General features: G+C 66.5%; 25 protein-coding genes and 1 pseudogene. 12 read left to right on the forward strand and 14 right to left on the reverse strand.

Going from position 1 to position 24119, the window contains the following annotated elements; all coding sequences use genetic code 11:
* The coding region (locus tag A5650_RS26750; RefSeq protein ID WP_502687062.1) for an acyl-CoA dehydrogenase family protein at positions 1–246 on the reverse strand (246 nt) is incomplete at its 3' end.
* Between A5650_RS26750 and A5650_RS09795 the strand changes: the two are divergent.
* From A5650_RS09795 to A5650_RS09820, 6 genes and pseudogenes are all read left to right on the forward strand, one after another.
* Positions 211–1050: pseudogene (locus A5650_RS09795) on the forward strand (acyl-CoA dehydrogenase family protein); the annotation flags it as partial. The gene A5650_RS26750 and the pseudogene A5650_RS09795 overlap by 36 nt on opposite strands.
* Positions 1051–1069: 19 nt before the next feature.
* On the forward strand, positions 1070–1828 hold the full coding sequence (locus A5650_RS09800; RefSeq protein ID WP_067289774.1) for an SDR family NAD(P)-dependent oxidoreductase: 759 nt from the start codon (positions 1070–1072) through the stop codon (positions 1826–1828).
* On the forward strand, positions 1825–3045 hold the full coding sequence (locus A5650_RS09805; protein ID WP_082950697.1) for a CaiB/BaiF CoA transferase family protein: 1221 nt from the start codon (positions 1825–1827) through the stop codon (positions 3043–3045). The genes A5650_RS09800 and A5650_RS09805 overlap by 4 nt, the downstream gene beginning before the upstream one ends.
* An 8-nt stretch (positions 3046–3053) precedes the next feature.
* On the forward strand, positions 3054–3848 hold the full coding sequence (locus A5650_RS09810) for an enoyl-CoA hydratase/isomerase family protein (RefSeq protein WP_082950700.1): 795 nt from the start codon (positions 3054–3056) through the stop codon (positions 3846–3848).
* Complete coding sequence (locus A5650_RS09815; RefSeq protein WP_067289779.1) at positions 3841–4986, forward strand: thiolase family protein; 1146 nt, start codon at positions 3841–3843, stop codon at positions 4984–4986. Before A5650_RS09810 ends, A5650_RS09815 begins: the two co-directional genes overlap by 8 nt.
* Before the next feature lie 56 nt (positions 4987–5042).
* A complete protein-coding gene (locus A5650_RS09820) occupies positions 5043–6191 on the forward strand; it encodes an acyl-CoA dehydrogenase family protein (protein ID WP_067289781.1) in 1149 nt (382 codons plus the stop codon).
* A 51-nt stretch (positions 6192–6242) separates the two neighbouring features.
* On the opposite strand, the gene A5650_RS09825 is transcribed toward A5650_RS09820, so the two are convergent.
* The 3 genes from A5650_RS09825 to A5650_RS09835 form a co-directional block, all read right to left on the reverse strand.
* Positions 6243–7163 (reverse strand): TIGR03619 family F420-dependent LLM class oxidoreductase, encoded by a 921-nt coding sequence (locus A5650_RS09825; protein WP_067289786.1) that lies wholly within the window; start codon positions 7161–7163, stop codon positions 6243–6245.
* 5 nt (positions 7164–7168) lie between these two features.
* A complete protein-coding gene (locus tag A5650_RS09830) occupies positions 7169–8008 on the reverse strand; it encodes a mycofactocin-coupled SDR family oxidoreductase (RefSeq protein ID WP_067289789.1) in 840 nt (279 codons plus the stop codon).
* Positions 8009–8147: 139 nt separating this feature from the next.
* Positions 8148–8762 (reverse strand): TetR/AcrR family transcriptional regulator, encoded by a 615-nt coding sequence (locus tag A5650_RS09835; RefSeq protein WP_067289995.1) that lies wholly within the window; start codon positions 8760–8762, stop codon positions 8148–8150.
* A gap of 124 nt (positions 8763–8886) precedes the next feature.
* On the opposite strand from A5650_RS09835, the gene A5650_RS09840 reads away from it, so the two are divergent.
* From A5650_RS09840 to A5650_RS09850, 3 genes are all read left to right on the forward strand, one after another.
* Entirely contained in the window at positions 8887–10170 is a 1284-nt protein-coding gene (locus tag A5650_RS09840) for a cytochrome P450 (protein WP_067289792.1), read from the forward strand.
* Between the two features lie 147 nt (positions 10171–10317).
* Positions 10318–10935 carry a TetR/AcrR family transcriptional regulator gene (locus A5650_RS09845; protein ID WP_067289795.1) on the forward strand — a complete coding sequence of 206 codons (618 nt, stop codon included), beginning with the start codon at positions 10318–10320 and terminating at the stop codon, positions 10933–10935.
* Positions 10932–11435: a hypothetical protein gene (locus A5650_RS09850; RefSeq protein ID WP_067082657.1), complete on the forward strand. Its 504-nt coding sequence runs from the start codon at positions 10932–10934 to the stop codon at positions 11433–11435. The genes A5650_RS09845 and A5650_RS09850 overlap by 4 nt, the downstream gene beginning before the upstream one ends.
* 7 nt (positions 11436–11442) lie before the next feature.
* Here A5650_RS09850 and A5650_RS09855 read toward each other — a convergent pair whose 3' ends face one another.
* From A5650_RS09855 to A5650_RS09865, 3 genes are read right to left on the reverse strand one after another with little or no spacing between them, the layout of a single operon-like run.
* Positions 11443–12435 (reverse strand): phosphotransferase family protein, encoded by a 993-nt coding sequence (locus A5650_RS09855; protein ID WP_156744076.1) that lies wholly within the window; start codon positions 12433–12435, stop codon positions 11443–11445.
* Between the two features lie 38 nt (positions 12436–12473).
* Positions 12474–13775: an acyl-CoA dehydrogenase family protein gene (locus tag A5650_RS09860; protein WP_067289802.1), complete on the reverse strand. Its 1302-nt coding sequence runs from the start codon at positions 13773–13775 to the stop codon at positions 12474–12476.
* 30 nt (positions 13776–13805) lie between these two features.
* Entirely contained in the window at positions 13806–14453 is a 648-nt protein-coding gene (locus A5650_RS09865) for a TetR/AcrR family transcriptional regulator (protein ID WP_197501833.1), read from the reverse strand.
* Positions 14454–14619: 166 nt separating this feature from the next.
* On the opposite strand from A5650_RS09865, the gene A5650_RS09870 reads away from it, so the two are divergent.
* Complete coding sequence (locus A5650_RS09870) at positions 14620–15066, forward strand: VOC family protein (protein ID WP_067289805.1); 447 nt, start codon at positions 14620–14622, stop codon at positions 15064–15066.
* On the opposite strand, the gene A5650_RS09875 is transcribed toward A5650_RS09870, so the two are convergent.
* Genes A5650_RS09875 through A5650_RS09885 form a run of 3 tightly spaced genes read right to left on the reverse strand, consistent with a single transcriptional unit; the run spans position 15018 to position 17666 of the window.
* Entirely contained in the window at positions 15018–15986 is a 969-nt protein-coding gene (locus tag A5650_RS09875; protein WP_067289808.1) for a TIGR03564 family F420-dependent LLM class oxidoreductase, read from the reverse strand. The genes A5650_RS09870 and A5650_RS09875 overlap by 49 nt on opposite strands.
* A gap of 13 nt (positions 15987–15999) precedes the next feature.
* On the reverse strand, positions 16000–16740 hold the full coding sequence (locus A5650_RS09880) for a hypothetical protein (RefSeq protein WP_067290002.1): 741 nt from the start codon (positions 16738–16740) through the stop codon (positions 16000–16002).
* Between the two features lie 11 nt (positions 16741–16751).
* The gene (locus tag A5650_RS09885) at positions 16752–17666 is read right to left on the reverse strand and encodes an NAD-dependent epimerase/dehydratase family protein (RefSeq protein WP_067289811.1); all 915 of its coding nucleotides are present in this window, start codon (positions 17664–17666) and stop codon (positions 16752–16754) included.
* Positions 17667–17722: 56 nt separating this feature from the next.
* Between A5650_RS09885 and A5650_RS09890 the strand changes: the two genes are divergently transcribed.
* Positions 17723–18901 (forward strand): acyl-CoA dehydrogenase family protein, encoded by a 1179-nt coding sequence (locus A5650_RS09890; RefSeq protein ID WP_067289815.1) that lies wholly within the window; start codon positions 17723–17725, stop codon positions 18899–18901.
* A gap of 87 nt (positions 18902–18988) precedes the next feature.
* On the opposite strand, the gene A5650_RS09895 is transcribed toward A5650_RS09890, so the two are convergent.
* Genes A5650_RS09895 through A5650_RS09905 form a run of 3 tightly spaced genes read right to left on the reverse strand, consistent with a single transcriptional unit; the run spans position 18989 to position 22645 of the window.
* On the reverse strand, positions 18989–20659 hold the full coding sequence (locus A5650_RS09895) for a nitric oxide reductase activation protein NorD (RefSeq protein ID WP_067289820.1): 1671 nt from the start codon (positions 20657–20659) through the stop codon (positions 18989–18991).
* Positions 20656–21477: a CbbQ/NirQ/NorQ/GpvN family protein gene (locus A5650_RS09900; protein WP_067289821.1), complete on the reverse strand. Its 822-nt coding sequence runs from the start codon at positions 21475–21477 to the stop codon at positions 20656–20658. The genes A5650_RS09895 and A5650_RS09900 overlap by 4 nt, the downstream gene beginning before the upstream one ends.
* On the reverse strand, positions 21464–22645 hold the full coding sequence (locus tag A5650_RS09905; protein ID WP_067289823.1) for a spirocyclase AveC family protein: 1182 nt from the start codon (positions 22643–22645) through the stop codon (positions 21464–21466). Before A5650_RS09905 ends, A5650_RS09900 begins: the two co-directional genes overlap by 14 nt.
* Before the next feature lie 104 nt (positions 22646–22749).
* On the opposite strand from A5650_RS09905, the gene A5650_RS09910 reads away from it, so the two are divergent.
* Positions 22750–23352 carry a TetR/AcrR family transcriptional regulator gene (locus A5650_RS09910; protein WP_067289826.1) on the forward strand — a complete coding sequence of 201 codons (603 nt, stop codon included), beginning with the start codon at positions 22750–22752 and terminating at the stop codon, positions 23350–23352.
* On the opposite strand, the gene A5650_RS09915 is transcribed toward A5650_RS09910, so the two are convergent.
* Complete coding sequence (locus A5650_RS09915) at positions 23339–24115, reverse strand: emopamil-binding protein (RefSeq protein ID WP_067289829.1); 777 nt, start codon at positions 24113–24115, stop codon at positions 23339–23341. The two genes, A5650_RS09910 and A5650_RS09915, sit on opposite strands and share 14 nt — an antisense overlap.
* Between the last annotated feature and the right edge of the window lie 4 nt (positions 24116–24119).

Consider the following 24119-nt stretch of genomic DNA (forward strand, 5'->3'; position numbering starts at 1 on the left):
GTCTAGCCCCGCACCGGGTTCGGTGACGCCGAAGCAGACATGCAGATCGCCGTTGACTATCCGCGGCAGGGTCTCGGCCTTGAGCTCGTCGGAGCCATGCTTGACGACGGGTTGCATGCCGAAGATCGACAGGTGGATGGCGCTCGCGCCGTTCATCGCGGCCCCGGAACGCGACACCTCCTCGAGCAGCAGCGTCGCTTCCGTGATCCCGAGACCCTGCCGCGGATAGTCAACGGCGATCTGCATGTCTGCTTCGGCGTCACCGAACCCGGTGCGGGGCTAGACACTTCGCGCATCACCACCTTCGCCAAACGCGAGGGCGACAAGTACCGGGTCAACGGCCGCAAGGTGTGGATCTCCAAGGCGTTGGAGTCGGAGAAGATCCTGCTGCTGACCAGGACCACACCGTTTGACGAGGTCACCAAGAAGACCGACGGCATGACGCTGTTCCTCACCGACCTCGATCCCGACCGCGTCGACATCAGGCCCATCAAGAAGATGGGACGCAACGCGGTCAGCTCCAACGAGGTGTTCATCGATGACCTGATGGTGCCCGTTGAGCACCGCGTCGGCGAAGAGGGCAAGGGCTTCAAGTACATCCTCGACGGCCTGAACCCCGAGAGGATGCTGATCGCGGCCGAGGCGCTGGGCATCGGGCGGGTGGCGCTGGAGAAGGCCGTCAAGTACGGCAACGAACGTCACGTGTTCAACCGGCCGATCGGCATGAATCAGGGCCTGCAGTTCCCGCTCGCGGACTCCCTGGCCCGGCTCGACGCGGCCGAGCTGGTGTTGCGCAAGGCCACCTGGCTCTACGACAACGGCAAACCCTGTGGGCGAGAGGCCAATACGGCGAAGTATCTGTGCGCCGACGCCGGCTTCGGCGCCGCCGACCGGGCCCTGCAGCTGCACGGCGGCATGGGCTACTCGGAGGAGTATCACGTCTCCCGCTACTTCCGTGAGTCGCGGCTGATGAAGATCGCGCCGGTGAGCCAGGAGATGATCCTCAACTTCCTCGGCGAGCATGTTCTCGGACTGCCGCGCAGCTACTGACGGAGGAGCGCAACCACTGATGGTCAACTATTTCGATCTGTCCGGCCGTTCGGCGTTGGTGACCGGTGCCGCGGGCGGTATCGGTTCGGCCGTCGCGCAGGCTCTCGCCGACGCCGGCGCCGCGGTGCTCGTCACCGACCTGGACAAGGATGCCGCTGCGGCTGTGGCCGAACGCATTTCGGCCGGCGGCGGTCGTGCCGAGTCCGCTGCGCTGGACGTTTCCGACCGCGATTCGGCCGACAACGCCGCCGCCCAGGCGGCCGCGCTCGCCGACGGCGCCCTGCACATCGTGGTCAACAACGCCGGCGTGACCAAGCCCGCGATGTTCGAGAAGACGACGCAGGAGGCGTTCCGGCTGCTGTTCGACATTCACGTGATGGGCGCGTTCAACGTCACTCAGGCCGCACTGCCGCACATTCCGACCGCCGGGACCGGGCGCATCGTCAACGTCACGTCGGCCGCGGGGCTGACGGGCACGCTGGGTCAGGTCAACTATTCGGCGGCCAAGGCGGGCATCATCGGATTCACGAAATCCCTTGCGCGCGAACTGGCGACCAAGAAGATCATGGTCAACGCGCTGGCGCCGCTGGCAGCGACCCCGATGACGGAGACCATCCGCACCAACGAGAAGTTTGCAGCCAACATGATGAATCGCATTCCGATGAAGCGGTGGGCGGACCCTCAGGAGGTCGCGGGCGCGTTCGTGTTCATGGCGTCCGATGCCGCGTCCTACATCACCGGACAGGTGCTGCCGGTCGACGGCGGAATGGTCATGTGAGCGCCCCAGCGCCACTGAGCGGCGTCACGGTCGTCGCGATGGAACAGGCCGTGGCCGCCCCGATGTGCACCCGGGTGCTCGCCGACTTCGGTGCCCGCGTGATCAAGGTGGAGAACCCCAACGGCGGCGATTTCGCCCGCGACTACGACGACGTGGTGAACGGGCCCGGTGGTTTGGCCGCGCATTTCGTCTGGGCCAACCGCGGCAAGGAGTCGGTGACGCTGAACACCAAAGCACCCGAGGGTATCGACCTTCTGCACCGCCTGTTGGACCGGGCGGATGCGTTCGTGTCGAACCTCGCGCCGGGTGCGACCGCGCGGATGGGCTTGGCCCCCAGTGACCTCGCGACAAGGCATCCCAACGTGATCCCGGTCGAGATCGACGGCTACGGCCCCGGCGGGCCGATCTCCCACAAGCGTGCCTACGACCTTCTCGTACAGGCGGAGTCGGGATCGTGCGCGGTCACGGGCTACCCGGGGATGCCCGCCAAGCCGGGACCCGCGATGGCCGATTTCTCGACGGGCCTGTACGCGGCGATCTCCATCCTGGCGCTCCTGGTCGGACGAGGCAGGGGCAATGCCGGGGCCGCGAGCCAGTCGGTTGCACTGAGCCTGTTCGACGTGATGACCGACGTGATGGGATATCAGTTGACATACACCCAGCATTCGGGCATCGACCAGGAACCGCTCGGCGTCGGCTCACCCGCCGTCGCGCCGTACGGGGCGTTTCCGACGCGCGACGGTCAGACGGTGGTGCTCGGCACGACCAACGACCGGGAGTGGCAGCGGGTGGCCCGCGAGATCATCGATCGCCCCGACCTCGCCGAGGATCCCCGCTTCGCCACCAACCCTGACCGCTGCGCCCACCGCGAGATCCTGGAGGAAGCCATCGGATCGTGGTGTGCCCAGCGTGATCTCGCCGAGATCCAGAAGATCGCCGACGACGCCGGGATCGGCAACTCGCGGTACAACCTGCCCAGTGAGGTCGTCGCACACCCCCACCTCACCGCTCGGGACCGGTGGCGCACCGTCGCCACCCCCAAGGGTGACATCCGCGCGCTGCGCCCCCCGCCGGTGATCACCGGCTTCGAGCAACCGATGGGAGCGGTACCCGGTTTGGGCCAGCACACCGATGCCGTACTGGGTGAATTGGGGCTGACGGCAGAGGATCTCGCGCGGCTACGTGCCGACGGAGTGATCGGGCCCGCGTACCAGTGAGCGATGACGTGCTGCTGAGTTCCGACAGCGACGGGGTGCGGACCCTGACGCTGAACCGGCCGGACCGCAAGAACGCGATCAACGCGCAATTGTGGGGGGACCTGGCCGATGCCCTGCGGGCGGCCGCCCGCGACACCGAGCTTCGCGCATTGGTGATCACCGGCGCGGGTGGGGCGTTCTGCTCGGGCGCCGACATCGGCACACCCGAGGACATCCACCCGCGACACAAGTTACGGCGGCTCACCGATGTCGCGCTCGCACTGCACGAACTGTCCGTACCCACCATCGCCAAGGTGACCGGGGTTGCGGTCGGGGCCGGCTGGAACCTGGCGCTCGGTTGTGACTTCGTGGTGGCGACGCCGGATGCCCGGTTCTGCCAGATCTTTTCGAAGCGCGGCCTGTCGGTCGACCTCGGCGGTTCGTGGCTGCTGCCCAAACTGGTGGGCCTGCAACAGGCCAAGCGGCTGGTGTTGCTGGCCGACATGGTCGACGCCGCGGAGGCCCACTCCCTGGGCTTGGTCACCTGGGTGCGGTCCGCCGATGAGATCGACGGCTTCGTCGGCGATCTGGCGGCCCGGCTCGCAGCGGGCCCACCGGTCGCCTTGGCGCAGAGCAAGGCGCTGCTCAACGACGGGGCCAACGCGACGCTGCGTGAGGCGCTGGCCAATGAGGCCCGCGCACAACCGGGCAACTTCGCGACCGCGGATTCGGCGGAGGCCTATGCCGCGTTCGCCGCTAAACGCGAGGCCGTATTTACTGGTCGATGGGTGATCAGGCCCGGATCGGAGAAGAACAATGCGTGAAACGGTGATCGTGGAGGCGGTGCGCACGCCGGTCGGCAAGCGCAACGGTGGACTGTCGGACATGCACGCCGCCGATCTCTCGGCGATCGTGCTCAACGCGCTGGTCGAGCGGGCGGGCATCGACCCCGAGATCGTCGACGACGTGGTGTGGGGCTGCGTGTCGCAGGTCGGCGACCAGTCGAGCAACATCGGCCGCTACGCGGTGCTCGCGGCGGGCTGGCCCGAAACCATCCCCGGCACCACGGTCAACCGCGCCTGCGGATCGAGCCAACAGGCGCTGGACTTCGCGGTCCACGCGGTGATGTCGGGTCAGCAGGACGTCGTCGTCGCCGGAGGGGTCGAGGTGATGAGCCGAGTGCCGCTCGGCTCAGCGCGGGCCACCGGAATGCCGTACGGCCCCAAAGTGCTGGAGCGCTACGGCGACTTCTCGTTCAACCAGGGAATCTCGGCGGAGTTGATCGCCCAGAAGTGGGGGTTCTCGCGCACCCGGCTCGACGAGTATTCGGTGCGCTCGCATGAATTGGCCGCCGCGGCTCAGGACAACGGCGCATTCGAATCCCAGATCATGCCCGTGTTCACCGACGGCGAGCCCGTCGTGGCCGACGAAGGAGTGCGGCGGGGGAGCACGGTGGAGAAACTCGCGGGGCTCAAGCCGGCCTTCAAGGACGACGGTGTGATTCACGCGGGGAACTCGTCGCAGATCTCCGACGGGGCCGCCGCGCTGCTGGTGATGGCCGCCGACAACGCCGTGGCGCTGGGCCTGAGCCCGATCGCCCGCTACCGCGCGGGCGCGGTGACGGGCGCCGATCCGGTGCTGATGTTGACCGGACCGATCCCGGCGACGGACAAGGTCTTGCACAAGGCCGGAGTGAGCCTCGACGAGGTCGGCGTGTTCGAGGTCAACGAGGCATTCGCCCCGGTTCCACTGGCATGGCTGGCCGAGACCGGCGCCGACGAAAGCAAGCTCAACCCGCTCGGCGGGGCGATCGCACTGGGACACCCGCTCGGCGCCTCGGGTGCGGTCCTGATGACGCGGATGCTCAACCACATGCGCGGCAACGGGATTCGATTCGGTCTGCAGACCATGTGTGAGGGTGGCGGAACCGCGAACGCCACCCTGGTAGAACTCATCGCCTAGCGATTGCGGCAGAACTCGCCGCCTGACGACCCGGCCCTGGATCACGGAGGACCCGCGTGCAACGAGACCTGTTCACCGACGACCACGAGGCATTCCGCGAACTCGCCCGCGACTTCGTCGAGAAGGAGGTGGTTCCGCACTATCCCGAGTGGGAGAAGGCCGGCCGCATGCCTCGGCAGGTGTTCAAGCAGATGGGCTCGCTGGGCATGCTGGGCATGGCGATCCCCGAAGAGTACGGCGGAGGCGGCATCCCGGACTACCGCTACAACGTCGTACTTCAGGAGGAGGCCGCGCGCGCACTGGTCACGCTGTCGACCGTGCGTACCCAGCTCGAGGTGATCCTGCCGTACTTTCTACACTACGCGAACGACGAGCAACGTAAGCGTTGGTTCCCGGGGCTCGCGGCCGGTGAACTGCTGACCGCCGTCGCGATGACGGAACCAGGCACCGGATCCGACCTCGCCGGTGTACGCACCACCGCGGTCCGTGACGGCGACGACTGGATACTCAACGGCGCCAAGACCTTCATCACCGGCGGCATGCAGGCCGATCTGGTGATCGCCGTTGCGCGGACCTCGACCGATCCCGACAACCGGCGCAAGGGGCTGTCCCTGTTCGTCGTCGAGGACGGCATGCCCGGGTTCACCCGCGGTCGCGAGCTGGAGAAGATGGGCTGCAAGGTCCAGGACACCGCCGAACTGTCGTTCGTTGACGTGCGCGTGCCCGCGACCAACATGCTGGGGGAGGAGGGCGAAGCCTTCAGCTACCTCGGTCACAACCTGCCCCAGGAGCGGCTGACCGTCGCGGTCGGATCGGTGGCCCAAGCGCGCTCGGCGATCGCCGCCGCGATCGACTACACCAAGAGCCGCAAGGCATTCGGCACGCCGGTGGCGTCGTTCCAGAACACCAAGTTCGAGCTGGCGGCGTGTTCGACCGAGGTCGAGGCCGCGCAGGCGATGCTCGACCGCGCCGTGGCCCTGCACGTCGAGGGTCAGTTGTCGGGTGCCGACGCCGCACGCGTCAAGCTGTTCTGCACCGAGATGCAGCAACGGGTGGTGGACCGCTGCCTGCAGTTGTTCGGCGGCTACGGCTACATGATGGAGTATCCGATCGCGCGGCTGTACACCGACGCCCGGGTCGCCCGCATCTACGCCGGAACCAGCGAGGTGATGAAGGTGATCATCGCCAAGTCGCTGGGCTTGTAGCGATTTGGGTGCGCTATTGGTCGCTGATCGACTGGTAGCGCACCGAAACCACTAGGCGAGCTGCGGTTTGATCTCCTCGATGACCCACTGCGCATAGTCGAGGTACTCGTCGACACCGCTGACGGGTGGCAGAGGCACCGCGCTCACGGTCACGCCCTGCTGCGCGAGCCAGCCCAAGCGGTCGACGATCTCGCCGTCGCTCATACCCGGCCGTCCGTCCGGATCATTCTGCGCCACATGGCCTTCGCCGACTCGATTCGTGCCCAAACCGTGCACCACGTCGAAGGGACGCCCGTCGTAGCCCGGCTGGGACTTGATGAAGTCCAGGCGTTCGGCGATCCTCTCGGGTGGAGTGAGAAACGACCACCACCCCGATGCGTACTTCGCCGCCCTGCGAAGCGCGGCGTCGGCGTCGCCGCCGATCCAAATGGGGAGATGGGGCTTCTGGATCGGTTTGGGTTCGAACGCGATGTCCTCGAAAGACACGTACTTGCCGTCGAACCGGGGCGAGTCGCTGGTCCACAGTTCGACGATCGCAGCCAGGTATTCGTCGGCGATGCGGCCCCGTTCCCGGAACGGGACGCCGAGAAGGTCGAATTCGCGTTCCAGCCATCCCACCCCGAACGTGACCATCATGCGGCCACTGCTCATCCAGTCGGCGGTGGCCAACGACTTCGCCAATACGATCGGATGCTGCAGCGGCAGCACCGTGATGCACGAATTGAGCATGATGCGCTCGGTGGCACCGGCCAGGTACGCCTGCGCGACGGTCGACTGCAGATAGTGCGGACCGGACAATTCGACGTGCTCGTTGGGGATCACGAAATGCTCGGGCACGGCGATCATGTCGTAGCCCCACTCGTCGGCACACTTGGCCATCCGCGTCTGGTCGGCGCCGGTGACCGACGCCTCCCACGGCTGCATCATCGCCTTGAGCCGCAGCATGTGCGGCAGATTGAAGACAAGCTTCACGAGGACTACTTCAGCATGCTGCCCGCGTCGACGGTGACGGGAAGGCCGGTGATGTAGCGGGATTCGTCGGAGGCGAGGAACAGCACGGCGTTGCTCACGTCCTCGGGTTCCACCCAGCCGACGGGCAGCACGTGCATGAACTGCGCGGCGACGGCGAGGTCATCGGGTCCGGGGTTCTCGAGGTCGGGACGGAACAGCTTCATCGTCCCCTCGTTCATGAACAGCGGTGTGTTCACGTTCGTGGGACAGACGGCGTTGACCCGGATCGAGTGCTGACCCAATTCGACGGCGAACGTGCGCATCAAGCCGATCACGCCGTGCTTGGCGGCGATGTAGTGGCCGGTGTGAGGGTACGGCTTGAGGCCGCCGACCGAGCTGGTGAGGATGATCGAGCCGCCTCTCTTTCCAGAGAGCAGGTGGGGGACCGCGGCTTTCACGGTCTTCCACACGCCCGAGAGGTTGACGTCGATCATGTCGCGCCAGTCGTCTTCGCTGGTCTTGTCCAACGTCGCCCCACCGTTGCCGATGCCGGCGTTGGCCACGACGACGTCGAGGCGGCCCAGTTGCTCGACGCCGCCGTCCACGACCGCCTTGAGCGCGTCGTAGTCCCGCACGTCGACCTCGGCGGTGACGATGCGCCGGTTCAGGTTCTTGACGAGGTCCGCCGTTTCGGCGAGGTCATCGGGTGTCGCCCACGGGATGTCGTCGTTGCTGGAAATCTGCTTGCAGACGTCCACGGCGATGATGTCGGCGCCCTCCTGGGCGAGGCGCACCGCGTGGCTGCGGCCTTGACCTCGTGCCGCACCGGTCACGAACGCGACTTTGCCCTCGACTCGTCCACCCATGTGTCCACCTTCTGGCCGCTCGAATTGTTTGATCGATCGATCAGGAGCGTGGCATCGATCCTGCTGCCTGTCAACATCCCAGTTCAGCGGGGCGGGCCGGTGGTGGTACCGAAGGGATTCGTCCGTGTGCTGCTGGGGGTCAATCCGACGAGCGGCGCCCATGACTCGCGCCGAGCGAATCCTTGAGCGACCGCATCCAGCGCCGCATGAACGCGCGCATCTCGTCGTGTCCGAGCGTGACGCCGACGGCGTCCTCGTTGCACAGGCTGCGCGCGATCTGCGCGATGAGCATCGAGACGGCCACCGGCGGATAGTCGTCGAGATCGATGCCGTTTGCGCGTAGCGCGACGGTGACCGCGGCCGTCTCGATGTCGCGGACGCGCTCGGCGTACGCCTTCAGTTCGGCGCGAATGACCTTGCGGTGGTTGGCCAGAGCCATGAATTCGGTGTTGAGACCCGTCATGCGCAGATCGCTGTTGATCAGCCAGAGCGTGTGCAACGGGTCGTCGTCGGTGAGCGCGGCGCGCATGTTCTCCAGGGACACCTCCGCGCCGGCCCGCAGCACCTCGACGAACAAGTCGTCCATCGTCGGGAAGTAGTAGTAGACCAGCGCCTGTTTGACCCCGGCCTCGGCGGCCACGCGTCGCGACGTCGCGGCGGCGTAACCCTCGTCGCGCATGATCTTGGCGGTGGCCTCGATGAGTCGTTGCCGTGCCCCGGCTTCGGCCGGTTTGGCGTTCGCGGCGCGCGGCATCAGCGACCCTCCGCTCGAACGCTTGCCCCTCTGTCGCGCCGTGTGATAGGCATGGCGCATCCTAACAGTTTGATCGATCGATCAGATTGGGTTGCGGGCGCCAGGACCGAAAGGACGACCGTTCATGACCGATCTCGCCTCGGTGGATTACTTCTCCGACCACGCGATCAGCCAGGATCCATACGCCTACTGGGACCACCTCCGTGAACAGGGACCCGTCTTCCGTGAACCGAACTACGGCGTCGTCGCCGTCACCGGCTACCAGGAAGCGTTGGCGGCGTTCAAGGATCACGACTCCTTCTCGGCGGTCAACGCGATCGGCGGACCCTTCCCGCCGCTGCCGTTCGTCCCCGAGGGCGACGACATCACCGAACAGATCGAGGCACACCGCCATCTGTTCCCGATCCACGAGCACCTGGTCGTGATGGACCCGCCGGCACACGAGCGGGCCCGCTCCCTGCTGACCAAACTCCTCACGCCGCGTCGGCTCAAGGAGAACGAGGATTACATGTGGCAGCTGGTCGACAACCAGATCGACCAGATCATCGGAAACGGACGCTGCGAGTTTTTGTCCGAGTACGCCAAACCCTTCGCCACGTCGGCGATCATCGACCTGCTCGGGGTTCCGCAGGAGGACCGGCCGGAGTTCCTGGCGGCGCTGGGCGCCGAGCGTCCCGACGGCAGCCGGGTGGGCGCACTCGACGGCGAGCCGGTGGGTTTGGACCCGCTGCAATACCTCGACGACAAGTTCGCCGGATACCTCGCCGAGCGTCGCCGCGAACCGCGCGGCGACGTGCTGTCGGGAATGGCGGCCGCCCTGTACCCCGACGGCTCGACGCCGGAGCTGATCGAGGTCGTCAAGCCGGCGACGTTCCTGTTCGCCGCGGGTCAGGAGACCGTCACCAAGCTGCTCAGCGCGGCGGTCCAGACCCTCGGGGACCGGCCGGACTTCCAGCAGCTGCTGCGCGAGCATCCGGAGCGGATCGGGGCCTTCATCGAGGAGTCGCTGCGCATGCAGTCGCCGACGAAGGTCGACTTCCGGTTGGTCCGCAAGAGCACCACGCTCGGCGGGGTGCCGTTGACGGCGGGAACGGTCGTGATGCTGTGCCTCGGCGCGGCCAACCGAGACCCCCGCAAGTTCGAGGATCCGCACGAGTTTCGCCCGGACCGCAAGAACGTGCGCGAGCACATCGCGTTCGGCCGCGGAATCCACTCCTGCGCGGGTGCGCCGCTCGCGCGGGTGGAGGGCAGGATCACCGTGCAGCGGTTGCTGGAACGCATGCGCGATATCCGAATCAGCGAGTCAGCGCACGGTCCGGCCGGTGAGCGCCACTACGCGTATGACCCGACTTTTTTGCTGCGCGGACTCACCGAGCTACATATCGAGTTCACTCCGGCGGGACGATGACCGGTGCGCGCGCCGGGTCGCGAGCCCGAAATGCGCCGCTGACCTGCGGTGTGACGGGCGCCTAAACCTAATTTGGCTGAGACGCTTGTCACAGCGCGCAAACCTACCTACTGTGTGTTCACTAGGTTGGTTGAACGAAGGGGTTCGGTGTCTGCCACAGAGTCCGCGCGGCCGTACGCCACGCTCCTCGCCAAGGGCGAGGATCGCAGGCAGCGCATCCTTGCGGTGGCCGAACGCCTGCTGGCCCGCAATGGGTGGCGCAACACGTCGCTGGCCCAGATCGCGAAGGAAGCCGGCGTCACCCCTGCGGGTCTGCTGCACCACTTCGAGTCCAAAGAACAACTGCTCAACGCGGTGCTCGACGCCCGCGATGCCGACGATGCGATCCACGCCGACTATCGATCCGGTGACCTCGTCACCGAGCTCGGCCGAGTCCCCGAACGCTTCGACCGCGCGCCCGAACTCGTCGGGACCTTCACCGTGCTGCTGGTCGAGAACATCGCGCCCGACGCGCCCCTGCACGACCGTCTGGTCAAGCGCTACCGCGACGCGGTCGACATCATCACCGCGATCATCGAGCGCGGTCAGGAAAGCGGCAAGTACCGCTCGGATCTCGACGCGGCCACCAAGGCCGTGGAAATCCTCGCCTTCACCTATGGAATGGAGACCCTATGGTTACTCGACCCATCGATTCAATTGGCCGAGGTGTTCAAGGGGTACGCCGAGTCGCTGGGGCGCGAGCTGGCGCCGCGGAGCTCGACATGAGGTACCGGCTGGACGTGGTCGCCCCGTCGGTGACGGACGCGGTGAAGTTTGCCGGTGGCTGGATCTACGACCGGGTGATGGCGGGGTGGGACGTCACCGTGCTCGTCGGTGGTGACGAGGACGTGCGTCCGCTGACGATCCTGGGTGCCGAGACGCTCGACCTCGAGTCGGTCCTGGCGGACTGGGAGGAACGCCCCCACCCGCAGACCGTAGCCGTCGCGGCGAACATGATCGACCGGGATGCCCGCGTCTTGCAGCACGTGCGCAACGCGCTCGAGCAAGGCGCGACCGAGGTGACGCTCTGGGGTGAGCGGGTACCCGCCGAACTCGACAGCAGTGTCGACTCCGTCGAGCACCGCCTCAGCGCCGCCGCCCGGGCGTTCAAGGTCAAGGCCCTGACCGCCGCCGGTGAACCCGCTGCCGTCGATGTCGGTGGTTGCGAGACGTTCCGCTGCGGCATGATGGCCTCGGTCGCCGCGGATCTGGTGCCCGCCAGCTGAATTCGCGTCAGCGGTAGTCGCTGGATTCGGCGAGGTCGGCCGCCGAGCGCATCAGCTCGACGATGACCGGGCCGTAGGCGAGCAGCTTCGGGTTGTCGCCGGCGCGCTGGAAACCCTGCTCGAGCACGATCGCGAGCTTCCACTTCGCCAGCACCAGGTAATAGTCGAGGTCGTCGACCTGGCGTCCCGAGACCTTCGCGTAGTGATCGACAACCTCTGCGCGCGAGGGCATCCCGCGCATGTCGACGTAGCCCATCTCGGAGTCCGTCGGCGCCGAGGTGTCTTCGGGCCAGCTCTGCACCATCCAGCCCAGGTCGAGCTTCGGGTCCCCGACGGTGCCCATCTCCCAGTCCACGATCGCCGCGAGTCGCGCCGGAGCCCCGTGGCGGTACATCACGTTGGCGAATTGGTAGTCGCCGTGCATCAACCCGGGGATGTAGTCCAGCGGCCGATGCGTGCGCAGCCAATCGGTGGCAACGTCGAGGCCGTCGATCTCGCGACCCTTGATCCGGTCGAAGAACGCGATCCACCGGTCGACCTGACGTTCGTGGAAACCGTCGGGCCGGCCAAGGTCCTGCAGCCCCTTGGCTTTCCAGTCGACCTTGGACAACAGCGCGATGCCCTCCGCGAGCTGATAGGCCAGCTCGCCGCGCGCGGAGAGATCGGAGTCGAACGGCTTCGGCCACTTTCGGTCCTGAAGGTCCATCGGCGACCATCCGTCGACGAAGCCCATGAGGTAGAACGGGCGGCCCAGCACGGCGGCGTCCTCACAGACGGCGACGGCCTCGGTGTGTGGAACTTCGGTGTGGTCGAGCGCCTCGATGATGCGCCACTCGCGCAGGATTCCCTTGTCGCGGTCGGGGGGAGCGCTCGGCGGCGGCATTCGCAACACGCAACTGTGTTCTCCGCGGCGCAGTTCGTAGATGACGTTCTGGGTGCCGCCGGACAGGAACCGGGTCTGCAGCGGCTCGCCCTTGCCGGGCAACTCGGCCGCATCCATCCAATCGGTCAAGTGTGCAACGTCGATCGTGTCCTCGCTCACCGGTTCCCCACCTCGTTCTCGAGGTACTCGGCGAACTTCGCCCGCGCCTTCTCCCGTTTGGCGGGGATCCACTCGGTCGGCCACGTGTCGGTGCTCGGCGCGTAGTCGCGCAGCACCTGCTTGGCCACCGTCGCCTTGTGCACCTCCGTCGGGCCGTCGGCCAGCCCCATCACCGCGGCGCCGGTGACCATGCCAAGGAAGGGCATCTCATTGGTGACCCCGAGTGCGCCGTGGACCTGCATTGCGCGCCAGGCGATGTCGTGCAGAACTGTCGGCATCACAACCTTGACGGCGGCGATGTCCTTGCGCACCTTCTTGTAGTCGTTGTACTTGTCGATCTCCCACGCGGTGTAGAGGACCATCAGCCGGAACTGCAGCAGCTGCGCGTACGAGTCGGCGATGTAGCCCTGGATGAACTGTTTCTCGGACAGCCTGCTGCCCTGGGTCTCGCGGCTGAGCGCGCGTTCGCACATCATGTCCAACGCCTTGCGGCTGAGTCCGATCGTGCGCATCGCGTGGTGGATGCGGCCGCCGCCCAGCCGGGTCTGGGCGATGACGAACGCCTGGCCTTCGCCGCCGAGCAGCGCGTCGGCAGGCACCCGCACGTTGTCGTAGTGGATCAGCGCGTGCGAACCCTCGTCGTCACGTTCACCGTGCAGACCGACGTTGCGCACGATGGTGACGCCCGGGGTGTCGGTCGGTACCAGGAACATCGACATGCCCTGGTACGCGCTGACATCGGGGTTCGTGACCACCATGACGATCAGGAACGACGCCGTTCTGGCATTGGAGGAGAAGAACTTCCAGCCGTTGATCACCCAGTCGTCACCGTCGCGCACCGCGGTGGTCTTGAACAGCGTGGGATCGGCGCCGGCATGTGGTTCGGTCATCGAGTAACACGAGAAGATTTCGCCGTCGAGCAACGGGCGCAGATAGCGCTCTTTCTGCGCATCGGTGCCGTAGTGGGCGATGATCTCGGCGTTCCCGGTGTCGGGTGCCTGACAACCGAACACGATCGGCGCCCACTGGGAGCGGCCGAGGATCTCATTGAGCAGCGCGAGTTTCAGCTGCCCGTAACCCTGGCCGCCGAGTTCGGGGCCCAGGTGGGTAGCCCACAGCCCCCGCCGGCGCACCTCGTCCTTGAGCGGATCGATCGCCTTGCGGCGGTTGGCATCCAGTGGCACGAACTGCTGGTCAGGGAACGCCAGGTCGAGCGGTTCGACCTCCTCCCTGACGAATTCGTCGGCCCAGTCGAGGACCTTCTGGTACTCGGGGTCGGTTTCGAAATCCCACGCCATCGTGGTCTCCTTCCTCTCAGGTCTGCGCCGTCAGGCTCGTTGCGCCGCTGTCTGCCTCGTGTTGAACCCGACGACCAGTGCGGCGATATCGTCGGTGACGACTTCGGAGAACGACCGGTCGCCGAAACTTCCACTGGCCCAGTGCCGCACGCCCTCGCTGACATGCATGCCCGCCAACCGGGAGAGATGATCGACATCGACGTGGGCGGCGATCTTCCCGTCCTGTTGCGCACGGGCGAACAGTTCGCCGAACATGTCGGCGTCGGCGGTGTCGTCGGCCGGCTCGCCCGCGAGGATCCGGTGTTCGTGCCGGTAGCCCTCGAGAATCGTCTGGATGATCAGCTCGCGCGGATTACGCGCCATCGACCGTTCCAGGCTGCGCAACGCCTCGCCGATGACGGCCTCGACGTCGTAATCGGCGCGTAGGAGCGCCCGAACCTTCTTCTGCGCTGCCCGAGTCGAGAGCAGGCCGACCTCGAAGAGGATGTCCTCCTTGGCGGGGAAGTAGAAGTAGAACAGGCCTCGGGACACGCCGGCGGCCCGGCAGATGTCCGCAACCGTCGTCTTGGCGTATCCGTTCGTGCGCCACAGCGCCATCGCGGCCTGCACCAGGGCCCGCTTGGTCTCATGGGAACGGGCGCGCTGGAAAGACGCGCGCCGTTGACCACCGTCAGCCATCACATCGCCGCCGACCTTGGACACATCGGCACTGTAACAGCGCATTCAGTGCTTGCAAATAGTTGACGTTTGTCTAACTATCTAGAAATGGTCACGACCGGGAAACTCGTGGCCGTCCGACGGCGGGCCGATCATGCTCGGGTCGTAGGCAGAGCGGAGGTAGACCATGCCCAATCTCCATCACGTCGTCATGCGCAGTCATTCGGCACACAACTTCACCGCGTTCCTGACCGAGGTGATGGGGATGGAGGTGCAGTTCCGCATGCACGTCCCCGGTGAGGTTCTCCAGAAGACACTCGGCTGGCCGCCGTCCGACGGTGCCGCGGTCACCATGCTCGGCACCGGCGACGCGGGGCTGATTGAGGTCCTCGACGTTCCCGATCACCTTCGCGACGTGGTGCCCGAGGGCCTGGCCGCGTTGTCGTTCATGGCCGGCGACTTCGCCGAGACCCGCGCGAAAGCGAGCGCCTTCGCCGACGACGTCACCATGCTGGACACCGGTGTGCCGGGCGTCGACCTGTTCTTCTGCACGATGGGCGGGGTGCCCATCGAGTTCATGGGAGCCTATGCGCCCGAAGCGAACTCCGATACCAGCGACGCGACGAACTCCTGAGTGCGCTGACGCGACGCCTGTCGTTGGGCGGCGTCCCGCCCGAGCGGAACGACCCGCAATGCCAGGTCGGTGACGCCGGCGTCGCGGTAGCCGCGCAGCCGCGCCTCGACGGTCGCCTCATCCCCGGCGGCCATGGTGTCGCCGACGTCTTCGGCGTCGCCGTGTTCGAGCAGGCGGACGTAGTTGGGGGAGAAGTCGGCGTGACCGAGGACCTCACTGGCGTAGGCTCGGGCGCCATCGACTTCGTGCTCCGCGCAGAGCGCGACGGGAACCCCGGCGACGATCCGGACACCCTCGCGCCCCACGTCTTTCGCCGCTGCCGTGATGCGGGGCACCACGTAGTCACCGATCGCGCGTTCGTCAGCCATCCACAGGATGGTTCCGCCGGTGCGCTCTCCGGCGATCCGCAGCATGGTCGGACCGAGCGCGGCCACCAACACCGGGACGGTGAAGGCGTCGGTGACGTCGATCGGACTTCGCACGCGATAGGCGCCGTTGTCGACGGCGACGGCGCCTGGGCCGCGAAACGCCGCTTCGAGCACCTCGAGATAGTCACGAACCAACCGCGCGGGCTTGTCGTAGGGCAGGCCGAGCTGGTCGGAGATGATCCAGTGGTGTGACGGGCCGATTCCCAGGGTGAACCTGCCGCCGCAGGCGATCTGAGTGGTGAGTGCCTGCTGGGCCATGATGAGCGGATGGCGGGTCTGGATCGGAACCACCGCGGTCCCGATCTCGATGCGCTCGGTGGCGTTCCCGAGCAGCGCCACGGCCGTCATCGCATCGAGATAGCCGGGCACCTGCGGCATCCAGAACGATGCGAAACCCAGTTTTTCCGCGGCCTTTCCGTCGTCGATCAGACCGCTCAACCGTTCGGCGCGGGGCCGCTCCTTGTCGGAGCCGACCATCAAACCGACGCGCATACACACCTCCGTCTCATGGCACGTAGCGGTCCCACGCGTAGGGCACCACGGCATGGAACGGTGCCGCGAGGAGCGGCTTGATGCCGCCCTCCCATCGAGTCTGCAAGACCGGCCGCAGCCGATTGGCGACGGCTACCGGCTCGTCGTCGAGGAAGCAGTACGTGAGCGTTTGTCCGGCAGGGGCGCTGGCGAGCCGGGCTTCGACCGGCAGCGACGTCGCGGCCCACGCACCGGCCACCCCGTCGACACCCACCAGGTCGTCCAGCGCACCGGCTCCTCGTTCCAGCAGCAGGTAGACCCCGCGGTTTGGCCACCACGGCAGCACATCGGCGCCGGCCTTGATCCGCGCGGCCGCGATACGCTGTCCAACGTCGTATACGCCGCGTTCGACAGGTGGCAGCAGGGGCAGTTTGCGGCCCGCGTCGCCGAGCGCCTTGGACAGTGCGAGGAACGGTTCCATGCCCTCGACTCCGGTGAAGAAGTATGTCATCACGTGATCGATGGCGTCGTAAGGACTTTCGTTCGCTGCGCGCGCGCCGCGACACTCGGGAGTGGACACCAGGCGCAGCGATGCGCGCACCGCGGGCATCCGATGCTGTTCAGGCCGATGGTCGAGGCTGTGCCAGCGCAGGTAATCCGCATCGGCCCCGTCGGGGTGGCGGCGCGCCATAGAGACAAACATGGTGGTGACGTCCCCGTCGCCGTTCGCCAAGACCTCGGGGACCTCGTCGGACGGTGTGCCCGGCAGCTGCATCGCCATCTCCTCTACACCGAGTCCGGCTGGGACAGCTTGATTTCGGGGTGGCGCGCCTCGACCATGCGGCGAAAGCCGTCACGCCAGCCGATCGTCGTGCGACCCAGCACCTCGTGCATGCGGGTGACGTCGGGCCACAGCGGTGTGTGGGCGTCGGGTGTGTACTCGAAAATAGGCTCGACGCCGACCAATTCACCCATGTAGGTGCAGTACTCTTCGACGCTGACCGTCTCGCTGCCCGCCCAGTTCACCACGACCGGCGGCGTATCCGCCGCCTCCATGGCCCTGATCCCGAGCATGACGTAGTCGTCCTCGTAGATGGGGTTGTAGTTGTTGGGACGGTCCGGATGCAGCCGAATCGGCCTGCGGGCCAGGATGGCCTCGAGCCGGTCCGCGGGGGCGCCGCCCTCCGGCCCGTAGGTGGAGCAGATCCGGATGATGGTCAGTGGGATCTCGTACTGTCGGGCGACCCAGGTGCAGACGGCCTCGGCGGCGACCTTGGAAAAGCTGTAGTTCGCCCGCAGCGGCACCCCTGGCGGATCGGATTCGGTGAGGGGACGCCGGCCCTTATATCCGTAGATCGAGCCGGTCGAGCAGAACACGAAACCCTTGGCGCCGCGGTAGCGGTGCAACAGGTCGCCCGAACGCTGCGCATTGGTCTGAAGGCAGTCTGTCCAGTCCCCGGCGCCGGGATCGACCGCGGCGTGGAACACGTAGGTGAAATCGTCGGGCAGCGCCGAGAAGTCGCCCTCGCTGACGTCCAGCGCGACGGGGATGACACCGGCGTCGGTCAACCGGCCGCGGTCCGCGGGATCGCGCATGCGAGCGGCGCCCCACACTTCATTGTTTCGGGCCAACTCCCGCGCGATTGGGAACGCGATCTTGCCTGTCGCGCCGGTGATGAGGATCTTCTCGCCGTCGAGCATTCATTAAGTCTTAGCGCACCGCGCCGCAAATGTTAAGTACTTGATATGTTGGCGGGGTGCAGCTCACCTTCGATGCCGAGGTGGAGGCGTTCCGCGCGGAGTTCGTCGCCTTCCTCGACGAGCACCTGCCTGCTGAGGCCGAGGCGGCCGCGGAGCGTTCGCGGTCGACGGCACACGTGCCGCAGTGGGCACGTCGCTGGCAGCGGCTGATGTTCGACCACGGCTGGCTGCTGCCCGGGAACCCGCCGGAATTCGGCGGCCGCAACGCAGGAGTCCTCGAACAGTTCGTGCACCGCCAGGAGTTGGCGCGCCGCCGCATCTACCACGCCTTCAACCCGCAGGGTGTGGGCATCATCGCCGCGTCGCTGCTGTCATTCGGCACCGATGAGCAGAAGCAACGGTGGGCGGTGCCGATCCTGCGTGCCGAGATGACCGCCTCGCTGGGTATGAGCGAACCGGGTGCGGGCTCGGATCTGGCGGGGCTGGCCACGCGCGCGGTACGCGACGGGGAGGAGTTCGTCGTCGACGGACAGAAGGTGTGGACGTCGGGCGCACACGACGCCGACGTCATCCTCGCGTTCGTGCGTACCGACCCGGTTGCGCCCAAGCACAAGGGAATCAGCGCTCTGCTGATACCCACCGGCACCCCGGGCGTCGAGCGCCGGCCGTTCGCCTCGGTGTACAGCCGAGACGACCTCGATTTCAACGAGGTGTTCTTCACCGGTGTACGGGTGCCCGCGGAAAACCTCGTCGGTCCACTGCACCAGGGTTGGCGAGTGGCCAACGGATCGCTGGGCCACGAGCGGACGATGATGTGGATGGCGTTCGCCAACCGACTCGATCAGCTTCTGCAGGACTTCGAACCGGTGGGCGCGGTGAACCGGGACCGCTACGCGACGGTCGCGATGGACTACGAAGCGCTGCGCCTCCTGGGTTCCGTCGCCCTGGGGCAGGCGGCGCGGGGCGAACGCGACATCCCCGGCATCTCGGTGTTGAAGTTGTTCGGATCGGAAGCCGAGCAGAAGGCGTTGGGGTACGCGCTCGACGCCGCCGGCGCGGACGGCTTGCGCAGTCCTGGGCTCACGGCGCCGTACAACCCCTACAGCCCGGACCTTTTCACCGCCGACTGGTTCACCCGCTACATCAGTTCCTACGCCGGAACCATCTCGGGCGGGGCGTCGGAGATCCAGCGCAACATCATCGCGCAGCGGGTGCTGGGCCTGCCTGCGCGCTAGTCGTCTTTCGGCGAGCAGACGGAAACCTGCCGCGCTTTCGCAAATTTTGGGCAGTTATGCGTCTGCTCGCCGAAGAAAGGGGGGTGCTCACCGCGGCGCGGGGGCGGCCAACTCGCGCAGCGACGCCAGGAACAGCTCGTCCATCCGTGGGCTCAACTCGGCCAACGTGGCAGCGCTGGCATGACCGGCCGAGCCGAAGACACGGCCGAGCGTGTCGGCGGTCGTGCTGGAAGCGATCGAAAGGCACAGGCACGCAACGCCGTCGACGCGCATCTCCTCGAGGGCCTTGTGCACGTCGGCTTCCGCGTAGCGTCCTTCGTAGCCGTCGTCATAGGGGTGGCCGTCGGACAGGACGAGCAACAGCTTGTTGGGGGTGCCGGCTTCAGCCTTGAGGATCCGCCCGGCGCCGCGGATCGCTGCGCCGAGGCGGGTGAAGCCCGACGGCTGCAGTTGATTCAAACTAGCCCGGCTGAGCGCCCCGAAACGCTGTTCGAACGTCTTGATCGCCGGTAGGTGGACGGCGTGCCGTCCCTGCGACCGGAAGGCATACACCGCAACGCGATCACCGAGCTCCTCGAGCGTGGCCGCGAGGGTGGCCGCCGCGCGCCGCTGGTGCTCGTGGACCGCAAGTCCCCCCGCGTCGGTGTCGGTGGCCGATCCGGAAGCGTCGACAAGGATGAGCACGCCGAGATTGCGGGCGAGCCTGCGACGTTCGGTGTAAACGTGCTCGGGCGGCGAGAAGCCCGAGCGCAGATCGACGAAAAGGTCGATGAGCGCCTCGATGTCGAGTTCATCACCGTCCGGCCGTCCGCGCAGCACTTCAGCCCCGAGCCCCACACGGGACAGGCGGCGCCGGAGCATCTCGTCGTGCGTGACACCCGATGCCGAGATGTCGGCCTCGACGGCCAATGGAAAGTCGAGCACCCGACAGTGGTCGGGGCGATAGCTGTCGCTGTACACGTCCCATTCCGGGTGAAGCGCCCCGCCGATGCCCAGCGCGGCGGCAGGCCGACCGGCATCGGTGAACTCGATCCGCGTCGGGAGCGGTCGAGCGTGCACCCTGACGGCGCGCGCTCGCACGGTGGAGCCGACCTTCAATTCACCGCCGACGTCGTCAGCGGACGAGCGTGACGTGCCGAGCATGTTCCGCAGGAAGTTCGAGAACGCCTGCGTCAGAACGACTGGCGCCTCGAACAACTGAAGGATCTTGCTGCGTTCGGAAGGTCCATCATCGTCATCGGAGTCCTCCGCGACATCTGCGGGATCGACCTGCATCTGTAGATCCTGCGCGGTGGGCCTGCCGCCGGCGGTGCGAGGGGAACCCACCCGGGACGGCTTGATGACACCGAACCACTCCGGTGGATCCGCGACTTGCCCTCGCCCCCTGGCGATCTCGAGGGACTCCTCGGGACTCGCGGTGGTCTTCTCACCGTCGACGGATAACGCCGCCGCCGCGGGTAGCCGCAACGCGAGTTCGGCCAGCGCCCGGCGTCCCTCCAGCGACAGATACCGGCGTGCCGTCGACGGCCGTGCCCGCAACGACTTCAAAAGATGCCGGTCGAGGCTGCCGGCGGCCAGCAGGGCGCTTTGCACCAGCACCTCGCGCCGCTGCTCGTCGACCGAACGTCCTGCCGAGACGAAAACCACGGTGCCATCGGTGTGCGCTGGCACCCCCGCCGGGGCGTGGGCGACCTCGACGGGCCGACCCGCGGCGAACGTCGCGAGGAATCGGAACCGCTCGGGACCACCGGTGTTCACGCGCCGGGCAGCACCGCATCGACGAGTTCGCCGAGGGCGCGAACGACATCGGCATCGTCGGAGAGCACCTGGACCACCGCCGATCGAACGGCGGTGCGCAGGTTCAGCCCCTCGGCAACGAGACCGCCGGCGAGGATCAACATTCGGGTCGAGGCCACCTCGCGCAGGGATGAACGGTCGAGGCCGCGGATGGCGTGGCCGACCTGAACGAGGGACCGCGCCGTCGCGGTATCGACCCCCGCCTCGTGCGCCACGATCTCCGCTTCGATGTCGGCTGGGGGGAAGCCGAGCTCGAGGGCGATAAAGCGTTGCCGCGTCGACTCTTTGAGGTTCTTCAGGACGCTCTGGTAGCCCGGGTTGTACGAGACGACCAACTGAAACCCCGGCGCCGCCGTCAACGTCGTACCCAATCGGTCGACGGGTAGTTCGCGGCGGTGATCGGCGAGCGGATGGATCACCACGGTCGTGTCCTGACGCGCCTCCACCACTTCGTCGAGGTAGAAGATGGCGCCGTTGCGCACGGCCCGGGTCAGCGGCCCGTCCACCCAGACCGTTTCCCCGGCCTTCAGCAGGAAGCGGCCGACGAGATCCGCCGAAGTCATGTCCTCGTGTCCGGCGACCGTGATCAGCTCGCGGCCCAAGTCGTGCGCCATGGCCTCGACGAAACGCGTCTTCCCGCAGCCGGTGGGCCCTTTGAGCAGCACGGGCAGGCCTCGTCGGGCCGCAGCCCGAAACACCTCGACCTCTTCGCCCACCGGTCGGTAGAACGGCGGGTTCACACCCGTCTCGACCGGTGGCCGAAAGTTATTGACTGTCATCGTTGTTCGGGCGCTGTATAGGCACGACGGGCGGGATCGTAACCCCTTCCGGCAGTACGAGCTGACCGTCGTGGTCGATGAACCCCGAGTGCTTGGTGGGAAGCGGCAGGTCAGGGTTGGGACACGGCCGGTCGGTGCCCTCGCCGCAGATCCCGGGGTTGAAGTACGACCGCTTCTGCACATCCTCGGGCCACGGGTCGGCATGCATGCCGAGCCAGGTCGCGGGCAGGTTGTAGAAGACGAAGAAGCACGCGCTGACACCGCCGAAGATCGCGAGGAACCGCACGAACTGCTGTTTGACCACACCGCCGCGAATGCCGTCCAGTCCGCGTTCGACCACGGTGCGGCCCCGATCATCGGTGAAGAAGCGCAGGCAACACAGCGCCGCCTGGACGCCACCCCACATGAAGCCTTCGTAGATCGGATATTGGAAATAGGTGCCCGCGTTGATCGACAGCGACTGGATGGCGCCGGGGTAGGAGTAGAAGCCGATCGGCAGCAGGATCAGGCCTTCCATGATGAAGTCGAAGACGATGGCGATCGCATAGGTGACCAGCACGAGTCGCAGATTGCTGATCGACGGCCACCGGTTCTTGATTTTGCGCATGACCGCGCATCCGACGATGGTGAGCAGCAGGACTCCGTACGCATAGCCGGGAATGTTCGTCAGCAGCGGTTCGGGCACGGTGTGGCCGGGTTCCTCGTGAGCCACCCAGCCGGGGATATGCGGCGCCCACGATCCCTGGTTGAACAGCCACGCGTTGTACGTGCACCAGGTGCTGTAGTAGTTGAGCATCGGATCCTGGAACATCATCAGGCCCATCGACACCAGCAGCATGCCGTCGAGCGTGATGCGCCTCTCGCGCACCCAGGGCCGGATGATGAAGAACCACAGGGCGAATGGCAGGCCGACCCAGAGCACCACGGCGTTGGCGATCAGCGGGATCTTCATGTAGAGCGGCGGTTCGGTCGGGCCGCCCGCGACCGGCTCGAAGTAGGGCCCGCTGACCCATCGGATGATGACGTAGAGCGTCAGCGCCAGGAACACCGCGCCCACGCCCGCCCAGATCTTGACGGTGTCCGACGATCGCGGTTTGTTCTCGCCGAGACCCATGGTGCCGCTGATCGGTTCGGCGACAACGGACTTCTTGTTCGACAGATCGCTCACAACGCCTCCTGCGCGCCGCGTGGGGTCGCGGCCCACGAATCAAGATACCAATGAGTATCTGAATGTCCAGACGGATTCTCAGATTCGTGTGGCAGACTTCCGACATGGCGGAGCGGTGGACCAGGGAGCGGCGACTCGAGCACACCCGGTCGCTGCTGCTCGACGCCGCCGAGGACGTGTTCGCCGAAAAGGGTTTCACCGCAGCGACTCTCGACGACATCGCCTACGCGGCCGGCTATACCAAGGGCGCCATCTACAAGCACTTCTCGACCAAAGAGGAGCTCTTCCTGGCCGTCAGTGACCGGTACTGGCGGCGGTATTTCGACAACTTCGCCGAGGTGATGTCGTCGTCGGAACAGGTCGGCGCCCGCGAGCGTGACGAGATCGCACGACGGTGGCGTCAGCTCAGCCGGGACCGCGGCGCCGAACACGCCGCCCTCGGACACGAGTTCACGCTGTACCTGCTGCGCAATCCGGAGGCGCGCGAACGCGTGGTCGGCAAGCGGGCGGAGGTGGTCGAGAAGTTGGCGAAGTTCATCGTCGACGGCATCGACCGGCTCGGCGGCACCCTGTCGATTCCGCCGTTGACGTTCGCCCAGGTGCTGATCGCGACCAGCGACGCCATCGTGCTCGGCAGTGAACTCGACGACGTCGACCTCTACCGGCCGATCATCGACATGTACGTTTCGGCGATCAAGTTCCCGTGACGTTCCGCGGTCCCGCCTGGCGGGTCAGGTAGTCGATTTGCAGGTGAATCGCGTAGAGGACCAGCGGCGGTAGCACCATGAAGGGGACGTTCTCGGCGATGAACTTGAAGCCGAGGCCGTACCCGTCCTGGCCGATGTTCTCGAACCCTGCACCCACCTCCGCGAGGAAGTACACCGCGGTGCTGCTCATCAGGACCGCGCATCCCGCGAATGCGCCCCACAGACAACGGATCCGGGACTCCGTGGAGAGGTCGACCTTCATCAGTCGCGTCCACATGACGAATACGAAGACGCCGGTGGTGACGCCGACCACCTCCAACGCGAAGATCCACGGGTTCCCGCTGACGTAACGGGTGTCGGCCAGCGCGTACTGCCACCAGAGCCATTTCCAACCGGGGTCGGTCGTGGGCGTCCACCAGCCGAGCGGGTGGCCGACGAGGAACATGAGCTCGTAGCCGATCTGACTGCACGCGGTGTAGGGCAAGTAGAACAGCGTGAGCTCGGCGGCTTTGTCGAGCCGAGTGCGGTTCTCGCCCGGCGCATCCCAGAGGATGACGACGGGCACCAGGATCACCGGTATGCCGAAGAGCAGGTTGGCGATGACATCTGCGGTGAACGAAGGAGCGATCAGCCCGAACTGAACGCCGATCGTCATCGCGAGGAAGACGACTCCAGTAAGCAGCGCGACGCCCAGATAGATCCTGCCCCGGTGCGGCGCGACGGGCCGGGCGAAGTTCGGCTCGCGGGTGTGCAGCGTCGTCATGCGG

Source organism: Mycobacterium sp. 1164985.4 (assembly GCF_001668575.1).
Lineage (GTDB): Bacteria > Actinomycetota > Actinomycetes > Mycobacteriales > Mycobacteriaceae > Mycobacterium.

Excerpts from the sequence above, each read along its gene's own strand:
- A5650_RS09830 (WP_067289789.1), bottom strand. The coding sequence starts at position 8,008 with ATGGGTGGACGAGTCGAGGGCAAAGTCGCGTTCGTGACCGGTGCGGCA.
- A5650_RS09875 (WP_067289808.1), bottom strand. The coding sequence starts at position 15,986 with ATGCGCGTCGGTTTGATGGTCGGCTCCGACAAGGAGCGGCCCCGCGCC.
- A5650_RS09910 (WP_067289826.1), top strand. The coding sequence starts at position 22,750 with ATGGCGGAGCGGTGGACCAGGGAGCGGCGACTCGAGCACACCCGGTCG.
- A5650_RS09865 (WP_197501833.1), bottom strand. The coding sequence starts at position 14,453 with ATGGCTGACGGTGGTCAACGGCGCGCGTCTTTCCAGCGCGCCCGTTCC.
- A5650_RS09880 (WP_067290002.1), bottom strand. The coding sequence starts at position 16,740 with ATGCAGCTGCCGGGCACACCGTCCGACGAGGTCCCCGAGGTCTTGGCG.
- A5650_RS09885 (WP_067289811.1), bottom strand. The coding sequence starts at position 17,666 with ATGCTCGACGGCGAGAAGATCCTCATCACCGGCGCGACAGGCAAGATC.
- A5650_RS09835 (WP_067289995.1), bottom strand. The coding sequence starts at position 8,762 with ATGCCGCGCGCCGCGAACGCCAAACCGGCCGAAGCCGGGGCACGGCAA.
- A5650_RS09900 (WP_067289821.1), bottom strand. The coding sequence starts at position 21,477 with ATGACAGTCAATAACTTTCGGCCACCGGTCGAGACGGGTGTGAACCCG.
- A5650_RS09850 (WP_067082657.1), top strand. The coding sequence starts at position 10,932 with ATGAGGTACCGGCTGGACGTGGTCGCCCCGTCGGTGACGGACGCGGTG.
- A5650_RS09855 (WP_156744076.1), bottom strand. The coding sequence starts at position 12,435 with ATGGATGCGGCCGAGTTGCCCGGCAAGGGCGAGCCGCTGCAGACCCGG.
- A5650_RS09915 (WP_067289829.1), bottom strand. The coding sequence starts at position 24,115 with ATGACGACGCTGCACACCCGCGAGCCGAACTTCGCCCGGCCCGTCGCG.
- A5650_RS09840 (WP_067289792.1), top strand. The coding sequence starts at position 8,887 with ATGACCGATCTCGCCTCGGTGGATTACTTCTCCGACCACGCGATCAGC.
- A5650_RS09860 (WP_067289802.1), bottom strand. The coding sequence starts at position 13,775 with ATGGCGTGGGATTTCGAAACCGACCCCGAGTACCAGAAGGTCCTCGAC.
- A5650_RS09800 (WP_067289774.1), top strand. The coding sequence starts at position 1,070 with ATGGTCAACTATTTCGATCTGTCCGGCCGTTCGGCGTTGGTGACCGGT.
- A5650_RS09870 (WP_067289805.1), top strand. The coding sequence starts at position 14,620 with ATGCCCAATCTCCATCACGTCGTCATGCGCAGTCATTCGGCACACAAC.
- A5650_RS09815 (WP_067289779.1), top strand. The coding sequence starts at position 3,841 with ATGCGTGAAACGGTGATCGTGGAGGCGGTGCGCACGCCGGTCGGCAAG.